General features: G+C 56.9%; 13 protein-coding genes. 2 read left to right on the forward strand and 11 right to left on the reverse strand.

All coding sequences use genetic code 11. From position 1 onward, the window contains the following. Positions 1-288: 288 nt before the first annotated feature. Entirely contained in the window at positions 289-1050 is a 762-nt protein-coding gene (locus IT781_RS15230) for a bifunctional 2-polyprenyl-6-hydroxyphenol methylase/3-demethylubiquinol 3-O-methyltransferase UbiG (RefSeq protein WP_194971032.1), read from the reverse strand. 554 nt (positions 1051-1604) lie between these two features. Here IT781_RS15230 and IT781_RS15235 point away from each other — a divergent pair. Next, a complete protein-coding gene (locus IT781_RS15235) occupies positions 1605-2411 on the forward strand; it encodes a LamG domain-containing protein (protein ID WP_194971033.1) in 807 nt (268 codons plus the stop codon). Positions 2412-3280: 869 nt separating this feature from the next. Here the strand turns inward: IT781_RS15235 and IT781_RS15240 are convergent. From IT781_RS15240 to IT781_RS15280, 9 genes are all read right to left on the reverse strand, one after another. Continuing rightward, positions 3281-4099: a bifunctional 2-polyprenyl-6-hydroxyphenol methylase/3-demethylubiquinol 3-O-methyltransferase UbiG gene (locus IT781_RS15240; protein ID WP_194971034.1), complete on the reverse strand. Its 819-nt coding sequence runs from the start codon at positions 4097-4099 to the stop codon at positions 3281-3283. 99 nt (positions 4100-4198) lie between these two features. After that, positions 4199-5368, reverse strand: coding sequence for an acyl-CoA dehydrogenase family protein (locus IT781_RS15245; protein WP_194971035.1), 1170 nt, complete (start codon positions 5366-5368; stop codon positions 4199-4201). Between the two features lie 392 nt (positions 5369-5760). Next, positions 5761-6123, reverse strand: coding sequence for a hypothetical protein (locus IT781_RS15250; RefSeq protein WP_194971036.1), 363 nt, complete (start codon positions 6121-6123; stop codon positions 5761-5763). A 14-nt stretch (positions 6124-6137) separates the two neighbouring features. Next, positions 6138-7361 (reverse strand): beta-ketoacyl-ACP synthase, encoded by a 1224-nt coding sequence (locus IT781_RS15255; RefSeq protein WP_194971037.1) that lies wholly within the window; start codon positions 7359-7361, stop codon positions 6138-6140. After that, a complete protein-coding gene (gene fabG, locus IT781_RS15260) occupies positions 7361-8086 on the reverse strand; it encodes a 3-oxoacyl-ACP reductase FabG (protein WP_194971038.1) in 726 nt (241 codons plus the stop codon). Before fabG ends, IT781_RS15255 begins: the two co-directional genes overlap by 1 nt. Beyond that, positions 8083-8514, reverse strand: coding sequence for a hotdog family protein (locus IT781_RS15265; protein ID WP_194971039.1), 432 nt, complete (start codon positions 8512-8514; stop codon positions 8083-8085). The genes fabG and IT781_RS15265 overlap by 4 nt, the downstream gene beginning before the upstream one ends. Before the next feature lie 157 nt (positions 8515-8671). Next, entirely contained in the window at positions 8672-9850 is a 1179-nt protein-coding gene (locus tag IT781_RS15270; protein ID WP_194971040.1) for a beta-ketoacyl-[acyl-carrier-protein] synthase family protein, read from the reverse strand. Then, complete coding sequence (locus tag IT781_RS15275) at positions 9831-10433, reverse strand: DUF3261 domain-containing protein (RefSeq protein WP_194971041.1); 603 nt, start codon at positions 10431-10433, stop codon at positions 9831-9833. Before IT781_RS15275 ends, IT781_RS15270 begins: the two co-directional genes overlap by 20 nt. After that, entirely contained in the window at positions 10430-11710 is a 1281-nt protein-coding gene (locus IT781_RS15280; RefSeq protein WP_194971042.1) for an NAD(P)/FAD-dependent oxidoreductase, read from the reverse strand. Before IT781_RS15280 ends, IT781_RS15275 begins: the two co-directional genes overlap by 4 nt. Positions 11711-11997: 287 nt before the next feature. Here IT781_RS15280 and IT781_RS15285 point away from each other — a divergent pair, with 287 nt between their 5' ends. Next, on the forward strand, positions 11998-12789 hold the full coding sequence (locus tag IT781_RS15285; RefSeq protein ID WP_194971043.1) for a sulfite exporter TauE/SafE family protein: 792 nt from the start codon (positions 11998-12000) through the stop codon (positions 12787-12789). Between the two features lie 77 nt (positions 12790-12866). On the opposite strand, the gene IT781_RS22630 is transcribed toward IT781_RS15285, so the two are convergent. Continuing rightward, entirely contained in the window at positions 12867-15560 is a 2694-nt protein-coding gene (locus tag IT781_RS22630) for a cation-transporting P-type ATPase (protein ID WP_194971044.1), read from the reverse strand. Between the last annotated feature and the right edge of the window lie 49 nt (positions 15561-15609).

The raw sequence follows: 15609 nt of genomic DNA on the forward strand, positions 1-15609 counted from the left end.
ATAAGGATGACTGGTTTGGCGGCGTTAGCACAGATGGTCGGACTGGACGCTTACACACTAACGGGAGTAAATCCCATTTGTTTGCGACTATGCCAATACTAAGCCATGTGATAATGTTGGCGGAATAAAATCCGACGGGAGCCCATCGGCCCAGCCGGGATAGACGTTTCGTTGAATGACTGTTTTTCATGACTGACACCTTTTTTCAGCCTGAATAGGATTTATGATTTTCAGCACCGTCAGTGGACGGATTTTTGAATTGTGATAGCCGTGAGTGGAAGATCCAGGTTATTTCCGCGGGCGAATCTGGAGGAAATCTTGATCACAAGAGAAACGAAATCCTCCGGCTGGGTAAGTAAAGTAGCTTCGTACATAAGCCTCAAGATCATTGCGGGTAGGCGGATTGGGCATCGGAAGCAAATTGAGCATGAACTCAGCAACCGCATAGGCGGAGTCAAAGTCCGACGTGGTAACATGCGCGGGCACAGTTTCAATCGCTACTTCGTACCGATCTTTGTTCTCATTTTGAAAAGTCTGAGCCAGTTCGGTTAAGTCGAAGCTCTGATCAAAGAAATGCTGCAACATCTGCATACATTCTGAGTTATGGTGCTGGAGAATCACCACCAAAACCCCATCTGGTGATAAAAACGAAGCCAATCGTTCCAGATAAAGCATCCACTCTACACTATCGATGTAATAGAGCACGTGTGAGCAAAGCACAAAGTCTCCAGAGCTCATTATTTTCGCATCCAAAATCCCTTCAGGAAACACTTCAACCTGAGGGCAATGCTGCTTCAGTTCCGTGCGCAGTGACTCATTAGGCTCAAGCGCAATTGTTTGATCGAACGCATCGGTGAACCAAGCAGTTACTTTGCCATTACCTGCACCAGCATCTATGAAAACACGCCGTGACGGCAGCGTTTGCACGAGTTGGTTGAGCCACTGTTGGGCCTGCAACTTCTGGTCAGTGTGATCGAGAAAGATCTGGAATGCGTGGTGGTATTCTTTGGTTTGCGAGTCAAATACATTTATCCGTTGTGGCATGCTCATCTTAGTCCTCTATAAAGCTAGTCTAAATCTAGCTCTCAGGCTACGAATAAATTACCGCATCCTGATAACCATTTTTAATGGCTGCGGCAAAATGCGATATAGCCCTATTTCCCCAACCTTAGATCAACAGTATATGAACAGTATATGTTGAGAGCTTAATACACAATATGTATGAATACCCATAAGCACTGAATCGAAAAATTAGCGGTTTTGTTATTCCAAATCCCATTCACGTTATTTAAACATGTAAACAAATACATAAAGATCACTGATCTCTCACTGACCGGTTTTGGCACATAGTGGTTATTGACTAAGCAATGGAACCTTCCCGGACATCGGCTCGTCGAATGATGAACGATCATCAGTTACCCAATCACTTATCAGACATCCGGGCTTTGCTTGAGCACTGAGCGAAAGGTCAGCGGCGCCAAGCTAAGTGCGAAATAGACATTATTTGCGTCCGCATTTTGATATTAACTTGTCACTATGAACATCTTTGTCACTCGACACGAAGGATGCGTGACAGGGGGCACCAGATAGAAGGAGTCCGCGCAATGCTTCTCAGAACTGCATTCACGTTAACGATCGGCGCATTGGCCCAGTTGGCGCTGGCGTCACCAGCCGACGATGCGGTCCTGCAAGACAGGCCCATTGCTTACTTCACGATGGGCTCCCCTTTTCGGGTACTTTGGGAACCGGATCAGACTCGCTCCGGGTTTCGCGCCGTCCGCCACCCACGCGGCGGATTGCCGTGGACTGCGATGCCCAACGGCGACAGGGCGAGCGTCCTCAACGGCACGAACCAGTACCTCGAGGTCGCCTCACATCCACGCCTGTCCGTACCAACAACCGGAGCCCTCACGATCGAGGCCTGGATACGCCCCGACACCCTGCAGTTTCCTTCTCAGGAAGGCACCGGCTACGTGCACTGGGCGGGCAAGGGCGAACCGAACATGCAGGAATATGTGCTACGCATGTACTCGCTCTCGAACGACGAGTCGCGTCCGAACCGGCTCTCCGCTTACGCCTTCAATCTCTCGGGCGGATTCGGATCGGGGTCTTACTTCCAAGATCCGGTCGCGCAGGGCGAGTGGATCCACGTCGCCGCGGTGATCAACACTAAAGCCATCTCGCCCACCTACCCGACCGGCTATGTGCGCATCTACAAGAACGGAGTCTTGCGTGATACGACGGGACTTGATCAGTTCGGCGTGGTACCGGGCGCCGGACCTGCGCCGCTTCGCATCGGAACACGTGACAAGCGCAGCTACTTCAAAGGAGCGATCGGCAAGTTCGCGATCTACGATTACGAGGTGCCGCCCTCACGGCTGCAAGCGCACGTGCGAGAGGTTGTTCAGTAAGTGGCCTCTGTCGATGAAGCTGATGGTAGAGATAGTCGTTGTTCGCCGATCAAACTAATCGGGTAATTGGCAATAACAATACTTCAGCTCGCTTGAGCTTTTTCTTGATGACTTTGTTATCCGCCTCAAAGCTGTACATGTGAAAAATGTCTTTGGCATTGCTTCAAAGGTGTTCATAGAAAGCACAAAAAATCATGTTGGCTTCATGCGATAGACCGCATCAACACCAAATTTCTGAAGGGGATATTGCGTATTGTTTTTTAAAAACTCAGATGAATTAAACTTTAAAAAATTATGCCAAGACTTACGCAAGCCTGTGGGGGCAACTGCACCTAAAGCACTTACTGTTGATAGTCCGCCTATATCTGGGCGACTAAAGTCGCCCCCACATTATTTTTAAAAAACAGCTTTTTTTCATTTTTAGATAGCCCAATCCCACCTTCAACCAATGGCACAAGAGCAAAATGCGTAAGTCCTGTCAAAATAGAAGCCTCTGTTCATTTGGTATCTGAGTGAATGAAAGACTTCTGGAATTTCGGAAATGACTTAAGAAAAAAATTAGCTTTAGCGTCATGTCCATCAATAGACCTCTACGGGTGGTAGCGCTCAGTGAAATTTTGGCTAACCAGCGGTTCAGACCGACGTTTACGCTTCCGCGCAACTGCGGGTTAACCTAAATGTTGAGAGAGCAATTTGTAACCTAAAGCAGCTGCTCGAAAATTTACATTGACCGGCAAGAAATGGCACATAGCTGACCTTCTCCTGAGCAGCGCGAGATATATCTCGCGCCAGATGATTCGACTGAATTGGAAGTTCAATCAAACGTTTGAGGCGGGTTGAATAACCCGCCTCGCTGAGAATCAATCCGCTCAACCCTGCGCCAGATCCGCATTATGGTCGATGACATACATGAACCGGACCAGCGTCTCGCGCTCGGCGTGGTCCTTGAACCAGCCGTTCTCGGCCATACGGGCCTCGCACAGGAAGGCGTTGCCTTCGGCGGCGAAGTCAGGCTGGAGCGTTCGTGAAAATTCGTAGTTCTTGATCCAGTGGTTGCGGATGTTTGGCGTGAAGTCGTGCTGAATGTAGCGGAACGACAGCGCCTGCAAAGCCTCGTCCATGCGCGTATGGCCGGGCAGCAGGATTGTGTCGGGATCGCTGTCCTCTTTGGCCTGAAACGCAGCGATGATCATACGGCCGCCGGGTTTCAGCTTGGCGTTGAGCTTGGCCAGCGTCTTGTTGTAATCGCCCATGAAGTAAATGGAATCGATGGCCAGGATAACATCGTAATCGCCGCCGGGCAGCTCGTCCTGAATCAAATCCGCACATCGGAAATCCAGCGTGGCGGCCTTGTCCCGGGTTCTGGCCTGCGCCTGGGCAATGGCGATATCCGCATAATCGAGGCCCAGAATGTTGCAGCCAGCTTTTTCGTGGAGATGCTCTGTGATGTGGCCGTTGGAGCAGCCGATTTCCAGCACTTTCTCGCCGGTCTTGAGTAGCGAGGCCAGAAAATCCATCTCCTCGACATCCATCATGCCGTGCTGGCACAGGTCCCTGCCATAAACGGCCTCGCAGAAGCGCGAGTGCGCCTGACTTTCGGCTGCGCGCCGGAAATATTCGTTGTACCAGGCCTTCGAAAACATTTCCGCCTGGCCCATGTCGGCCGTGTGGTTCATCAGTTCATTCATACTCTGTTCCATACTCGCCTTTTACCCCCATTGGTTAATAAATCATTACTTTCTAATATACCATCTGGACCGCTCTCTGAATAGGTCCGTATTTCAAGCTTAGAATTGGAAAAACGGCCACTCGGGATCGAGCCCGAGCAGGATCTGCCCGACCGACTCCAGCTTGCTGGCGTTCAGAAAGCCGTGCTGCGTGATGACGTGAATGTCGCGGAAGTGCCGCTCAAAGGCATACTCCTCGCGGATACCCGAAGCGCCGGCGATCTCGTGAATGAGGCTCACGGCCTTCGCGCATTCGAGCGCGGCATGCGTCATGGCCAGTTGCATCCGGCCTTTCAGCGCTACTGTGATGGGCCTGCCGGCGACAGCGGCCTGCCAGGCTTCTTCAAAGGTGCCGAAGAAAAAGGCGCGGCTGGCGCCGAGCTTGGCTTCGGCCTGCGCGAGCTGCGATTGCACGACGCCATAATCCTTGAGCGTTTTTGAGCCATAGGCCGGCGTCTTGTTGATGATGAGTTCTATGGCTTCATCGATGGCCGCACGTGTGATGCCGAGCGCCGGCGCGACGAGCGCCGCGATCGCCGGCCAGACCGTCAGCCGGTAAAGCGGGCCTTGATAGGCGCTGCCCGGCTTCTCCAGCGGCCCCCACGGCGCGGCCCAGTGCTCGGGGATGAATGCGTCCCGCATCTCGACGTCATGACTGCCGCTGCCGCGCATGCCCATCGTGTTCCAGTTGTCGACGATCTCGGCTTCGGCTGCGGGAACTGCAATCAACCGCATCTCGGGCACGCCATTGGCATCCAGGCGCAACTTGTCGCCGTCATACATATTGGCGAAGCCGATAAATGCCGTGGCATGGTGCGCGCCGCTCACGAACGACGTGCGTCCTGAGATGCGATAGCCGCCCGCAACCGGAACGGCTTTGCGCGCGGGATTGAAAGCGCCGACCGGAATCGCGTCGACATTGAAAATCTCCTGCGCAGCCTGGTCACTGAACCAGGGCGCGAACATATCGTGTGCGACGGCGATTTGCAGGTTCCAGCCCGCCGCGCTGTCGATGCGTGAAACGTCCTCGATAATGCGTAAACCGGAAACTGGATCAAGCTCGAAGCCGCCGAACGCCTTCGGCCGCCACAGCCGGTAAAGTCCTGCCTGGTGCATTGCCTTGGCTACGGGCGCGGCCAGCTTCCGGTTGCGCTCGGCCTCAGGTGCGTGCTCCCGGATGATCGGCTCGATTTCTCGCACGGTTCTTAAAAGGGTATCGGTTGTGGACATAAAGTCTCCTTTGTTTGCATCGCTATCGAATTCAGGCGTCAGGCGCGAAACTCATCGCCTGCCGAAATCGGATTATAACGCACAAAAACCATAATTTAATTATGGAAATATCGTAAACTTCATGGCGCAAGACTTCTGGCGTTCTTGTTCAAAAGACAGTCGTTTGGCTTCAGATGATTGTCTATATAAAACTTCGGGATCTGGTTTCTCAATGCGGACATGTGGCGGCAATGCTTGCTGAAATGCGCTCTCGATGATCTGGACACTTTGTCGCCCGATATCAACGCATTGGAGTGTTCGACTTCGGTATGTCCGAAAACCGCGAAGAGACGTTGTTGAATCTGAGAAGAGTAAAAGGGCTTCAGCCGCGGCTAAAGCCCTTGCCCGGCCGGTTATTCCTGCTTGTCGTTAACCAAGTCGTAAGTGATGTCCGGATTGAAGCCCATCGGCCAGTAGATGAGGGCCGCCGGTGGCCAGAAGATGGAAACGGTGCGGAATTTGGCTCTCAATTTGCCTTCCTTGACGGTCTGGCCGTTCTGCTCCAGACGGTAGGGGATGCCGCCGCCGGGCGGCATGCCCGCCGCAGTCCAGAAGAAAGGTTTGGTCGTGACTTCGCCGTTGGCCTTGATATCTACCGGCTCCGGCCGTTTATAAACATACAGTTGCGATCCTTCCGGCACCTTGAAATGGCCCGTTGTCGTACAGCCCGTTACGGCTGTCGCTAACGCTAGAACCCCACAAATTTTTCTTATCATTTTTATTTCTTCCTCTATGCTACGCGTTTGAAAATCAGAGACGTATTTATACCACCAAAAGCGAAATTATTGCTCATGATGTGTTCGCATTCCAGAATCCGGACATCGCCTGTTATGTAATCAAGCTCCGCGCATTTGGAATCGATGTGGTCCAGATTGACCGTGGGATGAAACCAGCCTTCGTTCATCATCCGGATGGCCGTCCAGGCTTCCAGTGCGCCGCAGGCGCCCAGCGTATGGCCCGTATAGCTTTTCATGGCGCTGATCGGCGTGCGCGAGCCGAACACGGCCGCCGTGGCATGGCTTTCGGCGATGTCGCCGTGATCGGTCGCCGTGCCGTGCGCGCTGATGTAGCCGATGTCGGCCGCTTCAAGCCTCGCATCCTGCAGCGCCAGACGCATGGCGATCTGCATGCTCTCACTGTTGGGCTGGGTGACGTGCAGGCCGTCCGAGTTGGTGCCGAAGCCGGCCACCTCGGCGTAAATATGCGCACCGCGCGCCAGCGCATGCTCGCGCTCCTCCAGAATCAAGGTGCCGGCGCCCTCGCCGATGACCAGGCCGTCGCGGTCGCGGTCGAAAGGCCGCGGCCTTCTGTGCGGCTCGTCGTTGCGGATGCAGGTCGCGAACAGCGTGTCGAACACGGCCGCTTCGGAGGCCGAAAGCTCCTCGGCGCCGCCGGCCACCATCACGGTCTGGTAGCCGTGCCTGATCGCCTCATAGGCATAGCCTATGCCCTGGCTGCCCGAGGTGCAGGCGCTGGAAGTCGTATAAACACGGCCGTTGATGCCGAAAAACAGGCCGATATTGACCGGCGCCGTATGCCCCATCATGCGGATATAGGAGGTGGCGTTGAGGCCGTCGACGGCATGATTGATCAGCATATTGCCGAATTCGGCCACTGCCTCGAGGCTGCCGGCCGAACTGCCATAGGCAATGCCCGTCTGTCCGCTGCTCAGGCAAGGATCGCCTAAAAGTCCGGCATCGGCCAGCGCCAGTTCGGTCGCGTAAACGGCCAGCAGGGCGATGCGGCCCATGCTGCGCGTCTGCTTTCGCGTATAATGCGCCGGCTTCGTGAACTCGGCCGGCGCGCCGAGCCGCGTATTCAAGCCCCGGTATTTTTCCCAGTCGGCCATATAGCGGATGCCCGTGGACCGGGTTTTCAGCCGTGCCGCGACCTGCGGCCAATCGTTGCCTATCGGCGAAATGCCGGCCATGCCGGTCACAACGACTCGCCTCATCAGCACAGGCCTCCGTTCACGGAAATGACCTGGCGCGTGATGTAGCCGGCATCGTCCGACATCAGGAAGGCCACGGCCGCGGCGACTTCGCGCGGATTGCCGACGCGCCGCGCCGGCACTATTTTTTTGATCTCGTCGAGCGGCAGTTCGCTGACCATCTCGGTATCGATCAGGCCCGGCGCCACGCAGTTGACGGTAATGTCGCGCTTGGCCAGTTCCAGCGCCAGCGCTTTCGTGGCGCCGATGATGCCGGCCTTGGCCGCGCTGTAGTTGACCTGCCCGCGATTGCCGATCAGCCCCGACACTGATGACAGCGTCACGATGCGGCCCGGCTTGCGGCGCCTGACCATAGGCATGATCACGGGATGCAGGACGTTGTAGAAGCCGTCCAGATTGGTATGCACGACATTGTCCCACTGCATGCCGGTCAGCGACGGAAAGGCGTTGTCGGCCGTGATGCCGGCGTTGCAGACCACACCGAAGTAAGCGCCGAAAGCCTCGATATCGGCGTTGATTTGCTCGGCGCATTGCGCCCGGTCGGCGATGTCGAATTGCAGAATGCGGACAGTCCGGCCCAGCCGCTCGATGTCGCCTGCTACGGCCTCGGCCTCGGCGCGCCGGCTGCGGCAGTGCAGCACCAGATCGAAGCCGCGCTCGGCCAGATACAAGGCAATGGCCTTGCCGATGCCGCGGCTGGAGCCCGTTACTAAAATCGTTTTATTCATAACTCTGTGTCATTAAGCGGAGGTTGGTAAACATTCAGATTGGCGCTGATCTCGATGTCATCGCCCAGAATCCGGCATTCGAAAGCGCCCAGCCTGTCGTCCTGCATGATTTTCTCGACATGCACCGTCAAAGTAGTGCCGACCTTGAATTCGGCTGCGTTGCCGCTGTAACGCCGCGTGCCCAGCAGGAAGCCGAGCCTGATCGGCTCCCCGGCGAGCCTGGCTTTCATGCCGGCATAGGCGCCGATGGTCTGCGCCATGTATTCGATGCCGACCCAGGCCGGTACGGTTTTATCGTCGCCGAACAGGCCGCTGCGCACGACCAGTTCGGCCGACAGACTGTTATCGTCAAAGGCAATCACGCGGTCCAGCAGTATCATCGGGCCGGTATGCGGGATCAGTTCGGCAATAGCGGGAAAATCGTTCATAAGTCTATGAAAGTTGTAGGGTACGCAGCGCGTACCATCCCGGATTCATGATGGACCGGCAGATGTTGAAAAAGGTATGCAATGCATACCCTACAAAGCTTCGTGTCCTTTGTGGCAAATCTATTTATGCCGTGCTCTTTAATTCTTCCATCGCCGATCATGCTCTACCTACCACTATCGATAGATTGTTGCCGCCGAACGCGAACGAATTGCTCTGGCAGGTGTCGATGCGCCGCCCCAGGCGCTCACCTTTTCTTACCAGATGCAGCGGCGCTAGTTCGGGATCGGGCTCATCGCCGCTGACATTGGGGATCAGGGCGTCTTCGCTGCTGCCGGTCAGCAGCAGCCAGCAGAAACCCAGCTCCAGCGCGGCCGCCGCGCCCAGGGTATGGCCGGTCATGCCCTTGCTGGAACTGACCGCCAGAGCCGGCCCGAACACGGCGTTGACGGCCGCGCTTTCCATGGCATCGTTTAATACCGTGGCAGTGCCGTGCAGGTTCAGGTAATCGATTTGATCGGGCGTCTTGCCAGCATCGGCCAGGGCCAGCTGCATGGCTTTGATCACGGCCTTGCCGGCCGGGTCCGGCGCCGAAAAGTGGTAGGCGTCGCTGGTCGCGCCGATGCCCAGCAAGGCGACGGGGCCGGGCTGCCGGCTCAGCACGAACAGGCTGGCCGCCTCGCCGATGTTGATGCCGTCGCGGCGCCGCCCGAACGGCTTGCAGTGGCCGGCGCTGATCGATTCAAGCGCGGCAAAGCCGTTGATGGTCAGGCCGCACAGGCTGTCGGCGCCGCCGACGATGACCGCATCGCAAAGGTCCAGATTGAGCAGTCGGCGCGCCGAAGCAAACGCCTTGCCGCTGGACGAGCAGGCTGTGGAGATCGTGTAGGCAGTCCCGGCCAGGTTCAGATAAGCAGTCAGAAAGTCGGCGCCGGCGCCCATTTGCTGCTGCTTGTAGTGGAACCGGTCGGGCAGGGCGCCGGCTTGCGTCACCGAAGCCAGTGCCTGTTCGGTGCTTAGTACGCCCGACGTACTGGTGCCGATGACGACGCCGATGCGGTCGCGCCCGAACGATGCGGTCATCGCATCGACGGTCGGCCTGATTTGTTCCAGAGCGGCCAGCAGCAATTGATTGTTGCGGCACTGGTAAACGCTGTATTCAGTCGGGATCTCGGGCAATTCGCTGTCAATGCGGCCCACGATGGTCTCGCGCCCGGGACTGAACCGATCGGTCATCACCAGCCCCGAGCGGTCGCCTGCCACGAGCCGCCTGCCGACCTCGGCTTTGGAACCGCCGAGCGCGCACAAGAGGCCTAAATCATTCAGGTAAAACGTCATAACTGAGAGTCTTGATGTCCAAGCGATAATGGTATTGATGATTGGTCAGCTCGACGTCCCGGGGCCATGCGGCATCGGGCGACAAATAGCGGACTTCAGCCTTCTTATCATCCTGATGATATAAAATCCGGCCGTTCGGGTCGGCCTCCAGCCGCCAGCCGGCCGGCAGTATTTTTTCCAGGCCGGCGACGGGCCAGTAGACCAGCTGCAGATCGGCGATTATGAATTCCGGCGCCACGGCATCGGGCAGCAGCGGGCTCTTGTCGGACGTCAGGGTATGGCCGTCGTAGCTTAAGTTGAACAGGCTCAGCCCTTCGTTCGTCAGACCGGCCATGGCGATATGCCGGTCATCCAGTTCCAGCACGCAAACCAGGGTTTCCTGCCTGTCCGTCCAGGTGGCCGTCAATTGCTGCACGACATGCCGCGCCGGCCCTGTCGGCGGCGCAATCGGCAGCGCGACAGGTTCTCCTGCAATTTCTTTGTGTTGCAGCGCCGAGCAGCCCGTCAACAAGGTCAGCATCATGAAAAAAACAGCCATAAAAACGGGCGGCCTGCCGGTCGCTGCGTCAATCAATCCGGTCATTCCTTGTCGCTGCGGCAAAATGCCGCCAGCGTATCGAGCCTTGAACGGGCATTTTTGACGTAAGGGTTGTTTTCGTCCCAGGCATAGCCGGCCAGTATCGAACTGATCATCGCCTTGACTTCGGGCCGCTGTTTGTCGTGGAAGATCACATCCTGAAACCGGCCGTCGTACCAGGCGTCGACGAACACGCGGAAGGTGTCGACGCCGCGCTGCAAGGGGCTCGCGTAATCGGACTGCCAGTCGACCGCTTCACCGTTGAACTGGCGGTCCAAAGCCGCGGCGGCCAGGCTGGCCGATTTCATGGCGATCGTGACGCCGGACGAAAACACCGGATCCAGGAATTCGCCGGCATTGCCCAGCAGGGCGTAGCCCTTGCCGTACAGGTTTTTGACATTGGCCGAATAGCCGGTAATGGTGTTCACGGGGCTGTCGAATTCGGCCTTGCCCAGCAGCTCCGTCAGGCTCGGGTCCTGGCCCACGACCTGCCGCAACGCCGCCTTGTTGTCAGCGGGCAGCGCATCAAAGAATTCCTGCCGGGCCACGACGCCCAGGCTGCTGCGGCCGTTGCTGAACGGTATCAGCCAGAACCAGACGTCTTCATGGTCGGGATGCACGGTAATGCGGATCTTGTTCCGGTCGAAGCGCGCATCGGCGTCGATGCGGTCCTCGATATGCGTGAACAACGCCTGCCGGATCGGAAAGCCCGAAGGCGATTCCAGATCCAGCAGTCTTGGCAATATGCGGCCGAAACCGCTGGCGTCGAGCACGAAATCGGCTTCACAGGTCGACAATTCGCCCGACGCATCGCGCACGGTCAGCTTCGGCTTGTCGGCCGAGAAATCGGCCTCCAAGACCTCCTGCTGCCAGCGGATTTCGACGCCCATGCGCTCGGCTTCCTGCGCCAGCAGCATGTCGAATGCCCCGCGCTGTACCTGGAAGGTCGTGCCGATGCCGGCGGTAAACTTGTCTTCGAAGGAAAAATCGGTGTATTTGCAGCCGCGCACGAACGAGGCGCCGTCCTTGTATTGAAATCCGGCATTAATGACGGCTTCCAGCATGCCGGCTTCCTTGATGAATTCCATGCATTGCGGCAACAGGCTTTCACCGATGCTGAAGCGCGGGAACAGATTGCGCTCCAGAATCGTGACGCGATAGCCCTTGTTTGTCAGCAAGGCTCCGGCGATGCTGCCCGAAGGCCCGGCGCCGATAATGATGACGTGGTGAGGATGGCTGTTTTGAATATTAGCGCCTTGTTGCTGACCTGCTGCTGATGACATGGTTAAATGCCTACGACCTGATAAAAAATGCTAATTATATCAGAATAGGTCCGGCGAAATCAGGGTCATCGATTGCTTGTCCGGCCTGAATGGTTTCGTCTCTTTTTCTCTCAGCATTCAATCATTGGCGCGGCGCGGGCCGCAGCTCCCATCGATAAAAACCGATTTTCCGCAATCGGCACATGAAAAAACGGCCGCCGTTTAAAATCCACTTTATGACGTTGACCGGCCATTGATTATATAATGGCGGGTTACCGTTATTATTTTAAAAATTAAGGCTCTTTAATATGGACTTAGCGTATATCGTTTCGGGCTTGCTGGTCGGAACTTTAGTGGGTTTGACCGGCGTGGGAGGCGGCTCGTTGATGACGCCGCTGCTGGTTTTCCTGTTTGATTTTGCCCCGAAAACGGCGATCGGCACGGATTTGTTGTTCGCGGCCATTACCAAAACCGGCGGTGTGCTAGTTCATCACAACAAGCATCAGTCGGTCGAATGGAAAATCGTCGGGCTTCTGGCATTGGGCAGTCTGCCGGCCTCGCTGACGGTTGTTTATTTGCTGACTTATGTGATGGAAAAGAATGACGGCGTCACGCAACTGATGACCACGACATTGGGAGTGACGCTGATTTTAACGGCCATGTCACTGATTTTCCGCAGCGTTTTTACCCGCAAAAGCCATGAAATTGCATTGCAGCGCAAGACGCACCATGAGCGCTTCGGACGCTGGCAGAGCCCTCTAACGGTCCTGACCGGCATCGTTCTGGGCGCACTGGTCACGCTGACTTCGGTAGGCGCGGGCGCGCTGGGCACGGTGACTTTATTATTCCTGTATCCGCGCCTGGCGACCGTGCGCATCGTCGGCACCGACCTGGCGCACGCGATTCCGCTGACGGCCGTCGCAGGGCTCGGGCATATGCACATGGGCAATGTGGATCTGGTATTGCTGGGCAGCCTGCTGGTCGGCTCCCTGCCCGGCATTTACGTCGGCAGCTATTTCAGCGCCAAGATTCCGGAAAAGGTGCTGAGACCCCTATTGGCGAGCCTTTTGATATTAATTGGCCTAAAATTCGTCTTGTAAGACGAGACGAGCGCGAAGCGAGCGGCACCGCCGCTCTCCGAACAAGCTGCCCGCGCTTTAGGGCATGAGACATCGCCTCAACTTTTTCCGGTCCAGTATTTCCATTTGGCAACCGCGAACTTGCGCACTTCCTCCAGCAACAGCATCGCCAGCGCAAACGGCAGGATGAATAGCCACACATCAGGCGCCAGCGGCAGCGTGCCGAATATCAAATTGCCCCAGGCTGTGTAGTCGATGATGACGACCAGCGCGATTTCCAGGACGATGCCCCCCAGGATGATCCGGTTGTCGAAGGCGGGCGCGCTGAATACACTGCGCTCCGGCGTCTTGCAGAGAAACACGTTGACGATCTGCATGACGATGATGGCGCTGAAGCAGGCGGTCGTGGCCTTAAGGTACAAAGGATCCTGGCTGTCCCGCCCTTCACCCCACTGCCAGCCGCCGCTGTACAGCACATAGAAATAAGCCGACATGGCGGCAATCGCCTCCATTACTCCTAAAAAAAGATAAGCGCGGGTTAACAGACGCCAGTCCAGCAGTCTTTCCTTGCGCGGGCGCGGCGGCTTGGCCATGTTGCCCGGCTCGGGCTTGGCTGCGCCCAGTCCCAGGGCCGGCAGCATATCCGTTCCGAGATCGACGGCCAGGATCTGGATGATGGTCAAGGGCAAGGGGATTTTGAGCAGCGCAAAGGCCAGATAGGGTACGACCTCGGGAATGTTGGAGGTCAGGATATAGGTGAGGAATTTGCGGATATTCTCATAAACGGTACGCCCCTCCTCGATGGCTGCGACAATACTGGCGAAATTGTCGTCGAGCAGGACCATATCGGCAGCCTCCTTGGCCACGTCCGTGCCGGCCACGCCCATTGCGATGCCGATGTCCGCGGTTTTCAGAGCTGGCGCATCATTGACGCCGTCACCCGTGACTGCGACGACGTGTTTTTTCTTCTTTAGCGCTGTGACGATGCGCATTTTCTGGTCGGCCCCAACCCGCGCGAAAATGAGGTCCGGCGCATCCAGGACCAGGCGCAGCTGGATGTCGGACAGTCTATGCAACTGTTCGCCGGTAATCACGATCGGGTTGTCAGTCTGAATTTGGCCAATCTGCCGGCCTATCGCCTGCGCCGTATGCGGATGATCACCCGTTATCATGATGACCTTGATGCCTGCGGCCCGGCACTTACTTATAGCGGCCGGCACCTCGGGCCTGGGCGGGTCTTCCAGCCCGACCAGCCCAGCTAGGATCAGGTCCCTCTCCTGCGCCGGCGCATTGTGGCTGTCCTCCAGCATCCGCCATGCGAACGCCAGTACGCGCAGCCCTCTGCCGGCCATATCTTCCTGAGCATTCAGATACGCTTGCCGGGCATCCTGCGTCATCGGTACGGTCCCTGCTGCGGTCTGTATTTGCGTGCACAATGGCAGCAGCGCTTCCAGGGCGCCTTTGCAATACAGCACGATGCCGGCCGGCGTATGATGGATTGTGGACAGGCGCTTGCGATCGGTATCGAACGGTACTTCATTGATCTTGGGATAGCCGCGCACCTCGCCCAGGCAAGTCTTGGCCATACGCACCAGCGCGATTTCCATAGGATCACCCATTAATTGCCACTTGCCATTGAGCAGCGTTTCCTTCAGGTTATGGCACAGCAGCGCATCTTCGAAGAGCCGGCGGTGCGTATGCGCCAGTTCCGGCTGCCGCTGTACCGCTGTCGGCGTCAACATCTGCCCGTCCAGATAGAGCGCGTTGACTGTCATGCGGTTCTCGGTCAGCGTGCCGGTCTTGTCGGTACAGATCACAGTCGCCGAGCCTAATGCCTCCACGGAAGGCAGGTGCCGGATCAGAGCATTGCGCTTGGCCATGCGCTGCGTGGCCATAGCCAGCGACAGCGTGACCGTCGGCAGCAGGCCCTCCGGCACGTTGGCAACGATAATGCCTATCGCAAAAATGAAGTTGTCCCAGAACGACATGTGCATGCTGTGCCCGATCAGGAAAAACACCAGGCCCAGCGTGACGGCCAGAATCGCGATCAAACGGCTCAGGCGCACGATCTCGCGCTGCAGCGGCGAGCGGGTTTTGCTCGCGGTCTGGGTCAGATGGGCGATTTTGCCGAATTCGGTATGCATGCCGGTCGCAAACACCAGGGCCCGGCCCTCGCCCGAAACGACCGACGTACCGGCCAGCAATGTATTGCGGCTGTGCTCCAGACGTTCTTCGGAAGAAGGCAGGGCATCGCGTGCTTGCGGTCGTGATTCGCCGGTCACGGTGGCGTTATTGACGCGCAGCGAGAACGCTTCCAGCAGGCGGCAATCCGCCGGCACGTTATCGCCTTCCTGCAATAAAATGACGTCGCCTGGCACCAGGGCAGCCGCGAAAATCAATCCGACCTTGCCGTCCCTGATCACCTTGACATGCTGAGGCAGCAGTTTCTGCAGCGCGGCGATGGCGCGTTCAGCGCGGTACTGCTGCCAGAAAGAGAACAAGCCATTGATAACGATAACGCCCAGGATGGCATAGCCCAGCATGGCCATGCCCTCGCCCGGATGCCGGGATTCGGCGAAAAACGCCAGCCCCGCCGCAATCCAGAGAATCAGCGCAAAAAAATGTACAAACTCCCGGATAAAGCTCAGCCACAGCGGCTCGCCCTGCACCTGTTCGACGCGATTGGGGCCGTATTCGCGCAAACGGTTTTCAACTTGTGCCGCCAACAGTCCTTCATGATGACTGTGGAGGCTGGCAAGTGCTTCATCGATACTGAACTGATGTATTTTCATGGCGGTTCCCAAGCACGATGTTCCTATCGAACAGAGGCTTATGAGCGCT

The organism is Methylobacter sp. BlB1, from assembly GCF_015476545.1.
Classification (GTDB): domain Bacteria; phylum Pseudomonadota; class Gammaproteobacteria; order Methylococcales; family Methylomonadaceae; genus Methylobacter.

Bases quoted from the DNA above. Each gene is read 5' to 3' on its own strand.
- IT781_RS15230 (WP_194971032.1), bottom strand. From the start codon at position 1,050: ATGAGCATGCCACAACGGATAAATGTATTTGACTCGCAAACCAAAGAA.
- IT781_RS15235 (WP_194971033.1), top strand. From the start codon at position 1,605: ATGCTTCTCAGAACTGCATTCACGTTAACGATCGGCGCATTGGCCCAG.
- IT781_RS15240 (WP_194971034.1), bottom strand. From the start codon at position 4,099: ATGAATGAACTGATGAACCACACGGCCGACATGGGCCAGGCGGAAATG.
- IT781_RS15245 (WP_194971035.1), bottom strand. From the start codon at position 5,368: ATGTCCACAACCGATACCCTTTTAAGAACCGTGCGAGAAATCGAGCCG.
- IT781_RS15250 (WP_194971036.1), bottom strand. From the start codon at position 6,123: ATGATAAGAAAAATTTGTGGGGTTCTAGCGTTAGCGACAGCCGTAACG.
- IT781_RS15255 (WP_194971037.1), bottom strand. From the start codon at position 7,361: ATGAGGCGAGTCGTTGTGACCGGCATGGCCGGCATTTCGCCGATAGGC.
- fabG (WP_194971038.1), bottom strand. From the start codon at position 8,086: ATGAATAAAACGATTTTAGTAACGGGCTCCAGCCGCGGCATCGGCAAG.
- IT781_RS15265 (WP_194971039.1), bottom strand. From the start codon at position 8,514: ATGAACGATTTTCCCGCTATTGCCGAACTGATCCCGCATACCGGCCCG.
- IT781_RS15270 (WP_194971040.1), bottom strand. From the start codon at position 9,850: ATGACGTTTTACCTGAATGATTTAGGCCTCTTGTGCGCGCTCGGCGGT.
- IT781_RS15275 (WP_194971041.1), bottom strand. From the start codon at position 10,433: ATGACCGGATTGATTGACGCAGCGACCGGCAGGCCGCCCGTTTTTATG.
- IT781_RS15280 (WP_194971042.1), bottom strand. From the start codon at position 11,710: ATGTCATCAGCAGCAGGTCAGCAACAAGGCGCTAATATTCAAAACAGC.
- IT781_RS15285 (WP_194971043.1), top strand. From the start codon at position 11,998: ATGGACTTAGCGTATATCGTTTCGGGCTTGCTGGTCGGAACTTTAGTG.
- IT781_RS22630 (WP_194971044.1), bottom strand. From the start codon at position 15,560: ATGAAAATACATCAGTTCAGTATCGATGAAGCACTTGCCAGCCTCCAC.